The following is a 12,626-nucleotide window of genomic DNA, read 5'->3' as shown; positions in this document are numbered from 1 at the left end:
ATCCTACAAATATCTCCTGAAGTTATGATATACTTTTTATACTAAGCTTTTTCCCCGCTCACGCGGGGGTGTTTCTCTCGATGGACTAGATATTGCATTATTTGGTCGGTTTTCCCCGCTCACGCGGGGGTGTTTTCGTCCTAAAGCTTCTTCTTGCTGATAAGAGCAAGTCTGAACTGAACAATTCTCTCAATCACTTCAAGGGGCAATGCAGAACCTAAAGGGAACTGGATTGCTCCTTTACTTGTATGATAGGGAGCCAATGCTTCCTGGAAATCATCGATAGCTTCAGGAAGCGGATAGAGCCCAATATGACTCTTGAAAGCTGCCATATGGATGATATCCCCAACTTCAGGCAAGCTGAAGGTAGGCATCCTCCACTTGATGGACTCTACGACCTCAGGAACTACCGCATGGACCAGAGTACGTATCTGGTCCAAGGGTATTCTCTTTTCTTTCTCAAGCTCTGCAATATAGGCGTCTACTTCCTGTGCATACATGCCTTTTCCTCTACTCCCACTGTTGCAAAATAGCATTCAGCTCAGAGAGCTCTTCTGGGGAGAATGCTGCCGGCTTATCCAATGCCCTCAGGTTCTGGAGCAACTGTGCCTTACTGCTGGCACCAATGAGTACACTGGTAACCCGCTTGTCCTTGAGCAACCAACTGACCGCTAGTTCAGAGAGGCTCTGCCCACGGCGCTTGGCTACCTCATTGAGTTCATTGAGTAGGGCGACTCGCTCCTTCGTGATTGAATCAGCTTTCAGGAATCGATTTTCACTTGCTCGTGAGCCCTCTGGAATGTTTCCATCAAGATACCGTGAGGTCAACAACCCTTGGGCAAGGGGAGAAAAGCAGATAGTTCCTGCTTGGTTATCCATGGCATCCAGCAAACCATTCTCTTCCACCCAGCGGTCCAGCATCGAGTACCGTACCTGGTTCAATATACAGGGAGTACCCATCTCTTCCAACAGCTTGATCGCCTTCACAGCATCCTCTGCTCGATAGTTGCTGATTCCCACATACAACGCTTTTCCCTGATGGACCAAATGGGCAAGAGCTCCCATGGTTTCCTCGAGGGGTGTATTGGGGTCAGGGCGGTGGTGGTAGAAAATATCCACGTACTCAAGCCCCATTCTCTTCAGGGATTGGTCACAGCTGCTGATCAAGTACTTGCGACTCCCCCACTCTCCATAAGGACCTGGCCACATATAGTAGCCAGCCTTGCTGGAGATGATCAGCTCATCCCGGTAAGGGGCAAAGTCCCGTTTCAAGATGGAACCAAACCGCTGTTCTGCACTTCCAGCAGGTGGACCGTAATTGTTCGCCAAATCAAAATGGGTAACACCATTGTCAAATGCAGTGGTGAGAATGCTCCTGCATACCTCGTCGTCAGCCTCTGCCCCAAAATTGTGCCAGAGTCCAAGGGAGAGCTCAGGAAGGCGTAGTCCGCTTCTACCTGCATACCGATACCGCATGGAATCATATCGTGTTTCATTCGCTGTATACATCATGGTTCAACTATAACGCACAAGATGGTGTGGTCAAAGCCTTTTTGCCTGTGGTATAGTCAATACATGCAAAATCTTCTTGATACATTTTCTCAACTCGTATCACTCGACTCAGTCTCCTATGAGGAAGACCAGATAGCTCTCTTCTTGGAAACTGCGTTGCTTCAGGCAGGACTCCACACGGAATATGATGATGGAGGAAACCTGTACGGATTCCTGCCAGGGAAAGACAAAACCATATTGCTCAACGCACACATGGATACGGTCGATCTTGCCCGTGGCGCAAGAGTTGTTGAAGATGGTGCCATACTCAGGAGTGACGGAACCACCGCCCTCGGTGCAGATGACAAGGCAGCCCTTGCTGCAATTCTGGTCGCTCTGGATACCATAAAACAGAATGAGGCCGACCATCCGTCCATCGTTGTGCTCTTCACCAGAAGTGAGGAATTGGGATTGGTTGGAGCTAGAAGCATTGATGTGGGTAAGCTTGCTTCTGTTTCCTATGGATTCACGTTCGATGCATCAGGGCCGGTGGGAGGGGCGGTTAGTGCCGCTCCATCACAGGATAAAATTGAAGCAATATTTCACGGAAAGGGAGCACACGCCGGGTTCAAGCCAGAGAATGGCATCAGCGCCATTCAGATGGCAAGCCAAGCTGTGAATGCAATGAAATTGCTTCGTGTTGATGAGGAAACAACAGCAAATGTCGGTTCATTCATTGCCCCAGGGGCAAAGAATATTGTTTGTGATACCGCCACACTGATCTTTGAAGCAAGAAGCCTCGATCCTTCAAAACTGAAAGCACAATCCGCTAGCATGATTGATGCAATGGAGAGCGCGGCCAAGGCTTATGGCGGAAGCGTCGATATTACCCATGAACATCAGTATGAGGCCTACCACCATGGGGAAGATGCAGCAGTATTGAAATACTTTAAACAGGCTTGTGAGAAAGTTGCACTACCCTTTGGATTGGAATCCACCCTTGGGGGCAGTGATGCAAATGTCTTAAACAAGATGGGTATCGAAACCCTCGCCTGCACCTCAGGATATGAGGAACCTCATACGAAGAATGAATACATCCCTAAAAAAGAACTGGAGAACCTGTTCTCCTTGATATTGGAGTTGATAACGTTATGAAGCATATTGCAATTCTTGGCTGTGGAGCTGTTGGAGCTCTCTATGGTTTACGATTACACAATCTGTTAGGAAAGGAACATGTTTGTTTCCTCGTTGATGAAGAAAGGAAGAAACGGTATACACAGGAAGGTATATACCTCAATGACCAGATAGCTCCCTTTCAGTACTGTACAAGCAAAGAAGCTCCAGTAGCCGATCTTATTATCCTTGCCACCAAGAACCATCACCTAACGGATGCTATTTCCATGCTGCAACCGGTGGTCGGCCCTGAAACTGCCATCCTCTCCCTGCTCAATGGAATTGAAAGCGAACGGGAACTCTCCAAGGCTTTTGGAAAAGAGAAAGTACTCTATAGTTTTGCCGTAGGACTGAATTCCACACACATTGGCAATCGCATTACCTATACCAAGGAAGGCAGGATTGTATTCGGTGAAAAGAACAATGAAAAAACAGAACGGGTGAAGGAGATTTCAGCCCTGTTTGACAGAGCAGGTATTTCCTACCTCGTACCGGAGAATATTGAACGTGAGCTGTGGAACAAGTTTATGCTCAACACCGCGTACAACACCTTGAGCGGATTGCTCTCTGCAACCTATGGTGACCTAGACCAAGACCCTGTATGGAATCTCGCACAGAAGGTGTGCAAGGAAGTGCAGTCGGTCGCCAAGGCGGAGGGGGTTCTGCTCCCTGCTTCTCTCATCGAGGAGAATCATCGAATCGTGACCTCTCTTGGATTTGCAGGCAAAACATCCATGTGCCAAGACATGGATGCTGGGAGAAAAACAGAAAACCAGTGGTTCAGCGGGACGGTGATCAAACTGGGAAAGGTTCATGGAATCCCTACCCCCACCTGTGAAGTACTCTCAGCCTTGGTTGAAGCAAGAGAGAATATTAGCCTTAGGCTCGGCCAAGTTCAATAAGCGCATCCTGTTTAGCTTTCTTCAGTGTCTCCACCAACTCATCGAGCTTCCTGGGTGCACACTTTCCACAATAGATATGAAAATCGATGTCTGAGGCAGGTACATTCTTCGCCATCTGTAGCAACAGGGGCTTCTCCAGAATTCGCACTGCAGGAACATTGTACTTTCTTGCAAGACCATCACGAGCAAGAAAGAAGTGCTTAAGAAATACCTTCTCGTCCTTTGACAGGTATTTCCAGGAAGAAAACTTGGCCCAGCCTGGTTTATCAGGACCTTTGCTCTTACCCACTACCTGCATTTGCTCGGCTACTTTTGCTTGCAACCCCTTCTCAGCAATTGCTGCAATGAGAATCTCTTTCAGTGCAAACAGATGTTCCACATCACTCAATGCATATTGGATCTGCTCTGGCCTCAGGGGACGCTTAAGCCAATTGGTCATCTGGTTCTTCTTCTTGTTTGACATCGGCTGTTTTGGAATTTCAGGAAGATAGCGCTCCACCAACCCACTGAGATTCCCTGTATACCCCAGCGCTAATGCTGGAACCCTGATGTCATACACACCTTCCATGATGATCCCATATTGCTTTCTCACCAAGGCGGAATCACTGGCACAGTCAAACATCACTTTTTCGAGTGAAGCATCTTCCAAAAACTCCTTCAAGGATTCCTTGGAAATGGTGAAAGGATCTACCATGTAATATGAATTTCCATCAAAAAGTTGGATAAGACAAAGATGTTCTCCATAGATATGCAGGTTGAACTCCCCTTCAAAATCCATGGCAACCGATACAAGGCCACGGTCTCTCCATGAGGTACGCAGCTCCGCTAAGGCAGAATCAGAATCAACGATGGTATAATTAAGCATAGGGTGAAAGCATACCAAATACTGAGAGAATAGAGAACCTATTCATACCGCTTGCAGCGAAAATGTTTGACAGATGTATAATTACTTTCCTTGTTACTCGTAAAAGTATATTTATATTCTATTAAGTAATATTAATTGTATATATTTTCTTATTTATGCTATTTAATATTCTTTTTGTAATTATATTTTGAACTAATAACGTTATGAAATTGATTTTTTTGAAATTCTTTCACTATTTTTATAAAACCCCTTAACAAGATAAAATAATATCGATATCTTATAGACAAACAGATTCACCTAAGGAGTCAACAATTATGAGCGTTATGAGTTTTTCCATTCCCAGAACCATCTACTATGGAGAAGGTTCCCTTGATAAACTTGCCCAGCTTCAGGGCAAGAAAGCAGCTATCGTGACAGGCGGCAGTTCAATGAAGCGTTTCGGCTTCCTGGACCAGGCTGAATCCCTCCTGAAGAAAGCAGGCATCGATTCCATCCTGATCGACGGTGTTGAACCGAACCCATCCGTGGAAACAGTACAAAAGGGCGCCAAGGCAATGCTTGACTTCTCCCCTGATTGGATTGTCGCGATCGGAGGCGGATCAGCACTTGATGCGGCAAAAGTCATGTGGTGCTTCTATGAACACCCTGAGCTTGCCTTCGAGGATATCATCCAGCCGGGAAGCATGCCCTCCCTTCGAAACAAGGCAAAATTCATTGCAATCCCCTCAACCAGTGGAACTGCAAGTGAGATCACTGCGTTCTCGGTTATCACCGATACAAAGAAGCACATCAAGTATCCGATCGTTGCTGCCGACATGGTCCCAGATATCGCCATCCTCGACCCATCACTGCCCATGACCATGCCGAAGCACATCACAGCCAATACCGGCATGGATGTCATGTGCCATGCAACAGAGGCAGTGGTCTCTACCGCAGCAACCGCATTTACCGATCCTTATGCCATCCAGGCTATCAAGATGGTCCTTGAACATCTTCCAGTCGCTTACCACGAACCGAAGAACCTGAAAGCCAGAGAGGCAATGCACGAGGCATCAGCCTTGGCAGGCATGGCCTTCACCAATGCATCCCTTGGCTTGGTTCACTCCATGGCTCACAAGATTGGCGGGGAATTTGGGGTAACCCACGGATTGGCAAATGCCATTCTTCTCCCCTATGTAATTGCCTACAACAGGAAGTTCACTGACAAGTACGCATATGCTGAGAAGATACTCGGTGTTGCCGACCTTGCACAGGCAATCAAGGAGATGAACCAAAAGATGGATATCCCTTCCTGCTTCAGGGATTGCAGTGAGGTTGACTTCAACGAGGAGAAGTTCAAGGAAGTCTTGCAGAGAATGAGCCAAAATGCGTTTGAAGATCCCTGCACCTTGACCAATCCGGGGACTCCTACTGCAGCTGATGTACAGATGCTGTATGAAGCGGCCTATTATGGAACAGAAGTCAAATAGGACGTTCTTTGTAGGACATACACTGAGAGCCACCGCAAGGTGGCTCTCTCCTTATGCTGCTTATGCAATTTCCTTTGGGAGGAAGATGTTGAGCAGGATGCCGATCAGGGTGGCAAGTGCAACTCCAGCCAGGGTGAACTCCAGGTTCTCTCCCATGGCAAAGGAAAGCATACCGCCACCGATTCCGATTACCAGTATCACACTGCTGATCGTCAGATTGCGCTTGTCTTCATAGTTGACACCAGCATCGACCAGGGTACGCAAACCGCTTGAGGCGATGGTACCGAAGAGCAACATGGAGATACCACCAAGTACTGGGTTGGGGATCGTCTGGATCAATGCGCCAAACTTCGGGAAGAACGAAAGGAAAATTGCCACAACAGCTGCACCACCGGTTACATACACACTGTACACACGAGTGAGCGCAAGCACCCCGATATTCTCACCATAGGTTGTGTTGGGCGGCCCTCCCCACAAGGATGCCCAAAGTGTTGCTATTCCATCACCGGCGATGGTCCTGTGCAAACCTGGATCCTTGTAGAAATCCTTTCCTACCACCTTGCTGATCGTAAGTGTATCGCCAAGGTGTTCACAGATGGTTGCAAGGGAGACCATGATAAAGGTGATGGCTGCAACAATATTGAACTTTGGCAAGGTGAAGGTGGGAAGACCGAACCAAGCAGCTTCCTTGATTGCTGCAAAATCGATCAAGGCATACTGGGGGAAAATCAGGCCGATGGCCAGTGCAAAGAAGTAACCACCAAACAACCCGATCAGAATAGGAATGATACTGAAGAACCCCTTGCCAAATATATTCGCAACAATGGTCAAGGAGAGGGTAACGGTCGCGATCAACAAGAAATAGAGACTGTATTCACCACTTCCGTCATACATTGCCATGCCCATGGCAGTAGGTGCCAAGTTCAAACCAATGACCACGATGACTGATCCGATGACTACAGGAGGGAGAGCCTTGTTCAGCCAGTTGTGTCCACTTCTCTTGATGATGAAAGCCACCAGCATATAAAAGAGGCCGGAGACCACTGCTCCACCCATTGCATAGGGAACCCCATAGGCACTGCTGATTGCAACCAGGGCCGGGATGAATGCAAACGAGGAACCAAGGAACGCTGGGACCTTTGCCCCGGTGATCAGGATGTAGATCAGTGTACCGGTACCTGCGGTAAAGAGGGCAGTACTCGGACTGAGACCGGTAAGGATCGGGACGAGAATGGCCGCACCGAACATTGCGAAGACATGCTGGACACTCAGGGGAATCCATTGTCCCATCGGTGGTTTGTCGGCCGGACCATACTTCATGGCGTTGGATGGTTGATTTGCCATCAGAAAGCTCCTTGGGTCTGCACACAGAAAACGCACTATGGGTGTTGTTTACAGACTGAGGGGATGATGACTTGCAGGAAGTCTCTCCATCCTATCGAGAAAACGGAAAGTTTGGGAAGTGTAAATCTGTATGATTATGCAAAATATCTTGGAAATCAACACCGAAGTACAACATTATGCCTTATCTCCTGAACAAAGGAAGCAATGCACCGTATAGGAACAGCAGTGGGGATGCAAGCAATACAGCAATTATCCCTACCACCAAAAGCAAGGGGTTGGAGAGCATCCGGTCATACCAAACGGGCAATTCAGCACATGTATTTCTTTCTCGTTTCATGGGTCATCCTCTCTTTCTGTGAACAGGATACCCTACACTATGTGACATCTGATGTCACACTACAGTTTTTTTGCGGCTTCCCACATCTGTGCAACAGACTGCTTGTAGCGAAGAACAAACTCCTCGGGAGCGATAGGACGTGCATCAGGTCCATACGAGAGAAGTGTTGAGAGGATCTCCTGAAGGTTGGACACAGGAAGGATGACCTCTAGGGCTTCCTTGTCCTCCTCTTGTACCATTCGTTGCTTCTGCTCTGGATGCCAATTCTGGGTGCTCAGTGTATGGATGGCCCATCCATACACGCGGAAGGTGACATAGGTAACCTCATTACCCATAAATATCCCATACCCAGAGTTAATGAAGTCATCGAGCTCTTCGTCAGAGAACCTACTCTTCATACGGTCTCCCCTTATCTGGGCAAGCTGTTCGATCCTGGAGAGATGAAAAGTCCTGAGTTGTCTGTGCTGCATATCAAAGGCAAGCAAGTACCATCTTCCACTATAGTTGACCAACCGCAGGGGTTCGATATGCCTATGAGAATGCACACCCAAGGCATTCCTGTAGTGCATACTCATCCGCTCTTCACTCTTCATCGCTGAACAGATCTTGTTGAAAACCTCATAGTCAGGCCAGTCCTGTACTGGGGTAATGAAGATGATCTTATCGCTCAGGGAGCGGTAGTGTTTCTCAACTCCGCTATCAATGCCTTCACTGATCATCTCCGTCAGGTCAGACATGATACCTTGGGATTGGGCCAGACTCTTCACGATGGCGTTGAGCACCAACATACGCTCATTCGAGTTGGAGAAAAGGGTATAAGGAGTCTGGTAATGATACCAGTTCCTGGAACGGTCAAATGCAATGGGAGCTCCAAGATGCTCACGCAAGTAGGTGATGTCCCTCAATACTTGCCTCCGTGAGATGGAGAACTCTTGTTCAATGAGGGAGGTCTTCACGCCTCCATTCTCCTCAATACTCCGGTTGATGAATACGATTCGTTCGAGCTGGCTCATGTGGTCAGTATACATCAAAAGGCTCTTCCCGGGGGAAGAGCCAATTTGAAACAATGCTATATCTTCTGCTTACTGGGCAGCTTTCAATTTTGCCTCGAGTTGGTCGAGGAAAGAGGAAAGTTCCTTTGGCAGATGATCACCAAACTTCGGGTAGTGATTGGTACGGACGTCTTCGACTTCCCTGAGCCAACCATCTACATCGACAGAGAGAAGCTCTCTCATATCTTCTTCGCTTACGCCTTCAGGAAGGTCGATTGCATCAGCTGTAGGCATGATACCGATCGGGGTATCAACTGACTTCGCAGTACCGTCACAGGCTTCGAAGACCCACTTCAGGACGCGGCTGTTTTCACCAAAACCGGGCCAGAGCCACTTGCCGTCTTCGGTCTTTCGGAACCAGTTGACGTAGAAGATCTTGGGAAGCTTGCTCTCGTCCGTTGCAGCCTTACCAACGTTGATCCAGTGCTGGAAGTAATCTCCCATGTTGTATCCACAGAAGGGAAGCATTGCAAACGGATCACGGCGGATGGTACCGACCTTGAGGTCGAGGGCCGCTGCAGTGATCTCAGACCCAACGATGGAGCCGAGGAATACGCCGTGGTTCCAGTCGTAGCTCTGGTGAACAAGAGGAACGGTATGGGCTCTTCTTCCACCAAAGAGGATTGCACTGATGGGCACACCCTTCGGGTCTTCCCATTCACTTGCAATACTTGGGCACTGGGCTGCAGGGGCGGTGAAGCGGGCATTGGGATGTGCAGCAGGCTTCTGCTCCTTGTTTCCCTTGTCCTGGACCCACTCATTACCATGCCAGTCGATCAACTTGCCAGGAGCATCATAGCCAATACCTTCCCACCAAACATCATTGTCCTCGGTGAGGGCACAGTTGGTGAAAATGCTGTTCTTGGATGCACTTACCATTGCATTGTAGTTAGAATCATTGGAGGTTCCTGGAGCAACTCCGAAGAATCCAGCTTCTGGATTGATGGCATAAAGCTGTCCGTCAGAACCATACTTCATCCATGCGATGTCATCGCCAACGGTCTCTACCTTCCAACCAGGGATGGTCGGAACAAGCATTGCCAAGTTGGTCTTTCCGCAAGCTGAGGGGAAAGCACCTGCAACAAACTTGCTCTTGCCTTCAGGACTGGTTATCTTGAGGATAAGCATGTGCTCTGCAAGCCAGCCTTCATCATGAGCCAATACTGAGGCGATGCGAAGTGCAAGACACTTTTTACCGAGCAGTGCGTTCCCGCCGTAACCTGAACCATAGGACCAGATTTCGCGGGTCTCTGGGAAGTGGGAGATATACTTCTGCTCGATGGGAGCACAAGGCCACTGACCATTGTCACTCTCACCACCAGCAAGCGGCTTTCCTACAGAGTGGTAGCAAGGGACATATTCACCATCGGTTCCAAGCACCTCTAGGACCTTTGCACCAACACGAGTCATGATCATCATGTTGATGACAACATAGGCACTGTCGGTAAGCTCAACTCCAATCTTAGCGATTGGGGAGCCAACAGGACCCATGGAGAAAGGAATAACATAGAGGGTACGTCCCTTCATGCAACCGCGGTAAAGACCGGTCATGGTCTCTTTCAAGACAACTGGATCAATCCAGTTGTTGGTCGGCCCTGCTGCTTCCTTGTTCTGTGCTGCGATGTAGGTTCTGTTCTCAACGCGTGCGACATCAGAAGGGTCTGAGTTGTAAGCAATACTACCAGGCCTCTTCTCAGGGTTCAGGGGTACGCAATAGCCACCAGCAATCTGCTGTGCGACCAATTCGTCGTACTGGGCGGCACTACCATCGGCAATGACGATTTCTTCAGGGGTTGTGAGTTCTGCAAAATCCAGAATCCACTGCTTGAGCCCAGAATGCGTAAGATCTGCGACGTTCATGGACTACTCCTTAATAATAGGGATACACAATTCACTACAATCAGAGGAAATGTGTTTTTCATATCTTACTGATTTCCCAATCTTTAGCAATATAATGGACTATGTTTTTTGTAAAATTTTCCCTTTTTTAGAACATTGTACCGTGGAAGCGTGAATTGAAGCTTAGATAGAGCTCAGGCGGAACATCCTCAGGGATATCAAGCAAATAATCTGATATTTTTCGAATGCGTTCTTTCAAGCTATCCTTTTTGTTTGCCTGTGCTTCCTTCAGTGCTTCCAGACTCTCCAGGATAATCTGCTGACTGTTTCTCACCTCCTGGATTGCCATCTTGAACCGTTGGCTCAAATCAAGAATGATCTGTTTCGTAGCCTCTGGATGAGAGGCTATGAAGGTAGGAAAATTCTCCTGAGAAATCTCGACTAACTGACAATCACTGAGTGCTACGGCTGTGGCATTGCGTGGCTCCTGCTCGAACAACCCCATCTCACCTAGGCTGGAATTGGGTTTGGATATCTCGAAGAGTTGAAACTGCTGGGGCGTATGGTAGTTCAGATACAACCCAACGGTACCACTTTTCAGCAGGAACATGGAAGAACAGGAAGAACCCTGTTCATAGATGATAGTCCCCTTTTGGACTTCAAATTCCGGATGTTTGTCGTCGTGTGTATCAGTCATAGGCAACCTCCTATCCTAAACAAAGTATACTATCACCTCTGGCAGCAGTACAAGGGAAGCTTGCAACCTTCAACTTCTGTGGTAAACTTCCTGCTATGGAAGCAAGGCGGGTACCAAAAAAGGAAAAGCTTGCCTACGGATTTGGTTGCTTTGGGCAAAACATGCTCTATAATCTCATGGCAAACTTCCTATTGTTCTTCTATACAGATATCTTTGGGCTCCTCCCAGCAACGGCCGGCATGATCTTGCTGTTTGCCCGGATGTGGGATGCAGTCAACGACCCCCTCATGGGGATGGTCGCTGACCGCACGCGTTCTCGCTGGGGAAAATTCCGCCCCTACCTCCTGTTCACTCCGATTCTCTTTGTTCCGTTTGCCGTTGCAGCCTTCAGTGCACCAGATCTCTCCCCCGGAGGAAAAATTGCCTGGGCAGCGTTTACCTATATCAGCTTCGGCATGATCTACACAGCCAGTGATGTCCCCTTCTGGGCTATGAGCAGCACCATAAGCGAGGACACCAAGGAGAGAAGCAGTATTGTGGTGTATCCGCGTTTCATGGCCACCGTTGCCATAGCCTTGGCAACTCTGGCCACCCAGCCGCTTATCCTGCTTTTCTCAGTGGAAGGGAAACCGGATCGTGGATACCAAATGACAAGCCTTATCTATGCACTCCTTACTGTCATCTGCTTCCTTATTGCCTTCTTGTATGTGAAGGAACGGGTACAGACCGACGGGCAGGAAAGGCCCAAGTTCTCCGAGATTCCAAAGGTTTTCTTGGCAAACAAGCCGCTGTTGCTTGTCATCCTCAGCGGACTGTTCACCGGTATTGCCCAGACTGGAAAACTCTCCATGTTGATCTACTATGCAAAATACAACCTACAAAACGAACTACTTTACACCCTGCTCGCAGGAATCAACATCCCCTTCATCCTCATCGGTATCGCAACTGTACCTTATCTGACCAACAAGGTTGGGAAAAAGCGAGCCTGTATTATCTACTATGCAATCTTTGCTGCAGGTAGCCTGGGATTCTTTCTTACCGGATGGAACAACTTCTTTGTATTGTTGTTCTTCAACTGTATCAGCTCAATAGGCATGGCAAGCCCACAGGTCATTCAGACTGCCATGATTGCAGACACCATCGAGTATGGGGAGCTGAAGAGCGGCAAACGCAATGAAGGTACCATTTTCAGCAGCCAGACTTTTCTCGCTAAGCTTACAGCTGCTGTTACCTCGATCATTATCGCCTCCACCCTCTCACTGGTTGGCTATATTCCCAACGTGGCACAAAGCAGTGCAACTCTCTGGGGAATCCACAGCCTCACCACCGGTCTTCCATTCATTGCCAGCATTCTTGGTATCATCCCGATACTCTTCTACCCCCTGAGTGAGGAAAAACATCACCAGATTGTGGAAGAGCTCCACAGACGACGAATGGCTCCAGATTGACAGAGAAGA

The 12,626-nt window shown here is 48.3% G+C and carries 12 protein-coding genes; 4 read left to right on the top strand and 8 right to left on the bottom strand.

The features are described from left to right. Positions 1–140: 140 nt before the first annotated feature. Together DYP60_RS03915 and DYP60_RS03910 are read right to left on the bottom strand one after the other, a co-directional pair. Positions 141–500, bottom strand: coding sequence for an iron chaperone (locus DYP60_RS03915; protein ID WP_165849489.1), 360 nt, complete (start codon positions 498–500; stop codon positions 141–143). A 10-nt stretch (positions 501–510) separates the two neighbouring features. Beyond that, positions 511–1,509, bottom strand: coding sequence for an aldo/keto reductase (locus tag DYP60_RS03910; RefSeq protein ID WP_117329577.1), 999 nt, complete (start codon positions 1,507–1,509; stop codon positions 511–513). 66 nt (positions 1,510–1,575) lie between these two features. On the opposite strand from DYP60_RS03910, the gene DYP60_RS03905 reads away from it, so the two are divergent. Continuing rightward, complete coding sequence (locus DYP60_RS03905) at positions 1,576–2,646, top strand: M20/M25/M40 family metallo-hydrolase (protein WP_117329576.1); 1,071 nt, start codon at positions 1,576–1,578, stop codon at positions 2,644–2,646. Beyond that, positions 2,643–3,566, top strand: coding sequence for a ketopantoate reductase family protein (locus DYP60_RS03900; protein ID WP_117329575.1), 924 nt, complete (start codon positions 2,643–2,645; stop codon positions 3,564–3,566). The genes DYP60_RS03905 and DYP60_RS03900 overlap by 4 nt, the downstream gene beginning before the upstream one ends. Here DYP60_RS03900 and DYP60_RS03895 read toward each other — a convergent pair. Next, positions 3,544–4,431, bottom strand: coding sequence for a ribonuclease D (locus tag DYP60_RS03895; RefSeq protein ID WP_117329574.1), 888 nt, complete (start codon positions 4,429–4,431; stop codon positions 3,544–3,546). The genes DYP60_RS03900 and DYP60_RS03895 overlap by 23 nt on opposite strands. Positions 4,432–4,745: 314 nt before the next feature. On the opposite strand from DYP60_RS03895, the gene DYP60_RS03890 reads away from it, so the two are divergent. Further along, positions 4,746–5,900 (top strand): iron-containing alcohol dehydrogenase, encoded by a 1,155-nt coding sequence (locus DYP60_RS03890; RefSeq protein ID WP_117329573.1) that lies wholly within the window; start codon positions 4,746–4,748, stop codon positions 5,898–5,900. A 60-nt stretch (positions 5,901–5,960) separates the two neighbouring features. On the opposite strand, the gene DYP60_RS03885 is transcribed toward DYP60_RS03890, so the two are convergent. The 5 genes from DYP60_RS03885 to DYP60_RS03865 form a co-directional block, all read right to left on the bottom strand. Continuing rightward, positions 5,961–7,244, bottom strand: coding sequence for a uracil-xanthine permease family protein (locus tag DYP60_RS03885; protein WP_117329572.1), 1,284 nt, complete (start codon positions 7,242–7,244; stop codon positions 5,961–5,963). Positions 7,245–7,425: 181 nt separating this feature from the next. Next, complete coding sequence (locus DYP60_RS14130) at positions 7,426–7,581, bottom strand: hypothetical protein (protein WP_160525745.1); 156 nt, start codon at positions 7,579–7,581, stop codon at positions 7,426–7,428. A gap of 59 nt (positions 7,582–7,640) precedes the next feature. Beyond that, on the bottom strand, positions 7,641–8,594 hold the full coding sequence (locus tag DYP60_RS03875) for a helix-turn-helix transcriptional regulator (protein ID WP_237446251.1): 954 nt from the start codon (positions 8,592–8,594) through the stop codon (positions 7,641–7,643). Positions 8,595–8,663: 69 nt separating this feature from the next. Beyond that, positions 8,664–10,493 (bottom strand): phosphoenolpyruvate carboxykinase (GTP), encoded by a 1,830-nt coding sequence (locus DYP60_RS03870; protein WP_117329569.1) that lies wholly within the window; start codon positions 10,491–10,493, stop codon positions 8,664–8,666. A gap of 127 nt (positions 10,494–10,620) precedes the next feature. Further along, positions 10,621–11,169 carry a Crp/Fnr family transcriptional regulator gene (locus tag DYP60_RS03865; RefSeq protein ID WP_117329568.1) on the bottom strand — a complete coding sequence of 183 codons (549 nt, stop codon included), beginning with the start codon at positions 11,167–11,169 and terminating at the stop codon, positions 10,621–10,623. Between the two features lie 95 nt (positions 11,170–11,264). Here DYP60_RS03865 and DYP60_RS03860 point away from each other — a divergent pair, with 95 nt between their 5' ends. Next, on the top strand, positions 11,265–12,617 hold the full coding sequence (locus tag DYP60_RS03860) for an MFS transporter (protein ID WP_117329567.1): 1,353 nt from the start codon (positions 11,265–11,267) through the stop codon (positions 12,615–12,617). The last annotated feature ends 9 nt before the right edge of the window (positions 12,618–12,626 follow it).

Source organism: Sphaerochaeta halotolerans, from assembly GCF_003429665.1.
GTDB classification, from domain to species: domain Bacteria; phylum Spirochaetota; class Spirochaetia; order Sphaerochaetales; family Sphaerochaetaceae; genus Sphaerochaeta; species Sphaerochaeta halotolerans.
The sequence above is the reverse complement of the archived record's forward strand: the minus strand, read 5'-3'. Positions and strand labels throughout refer to the sequence as shown.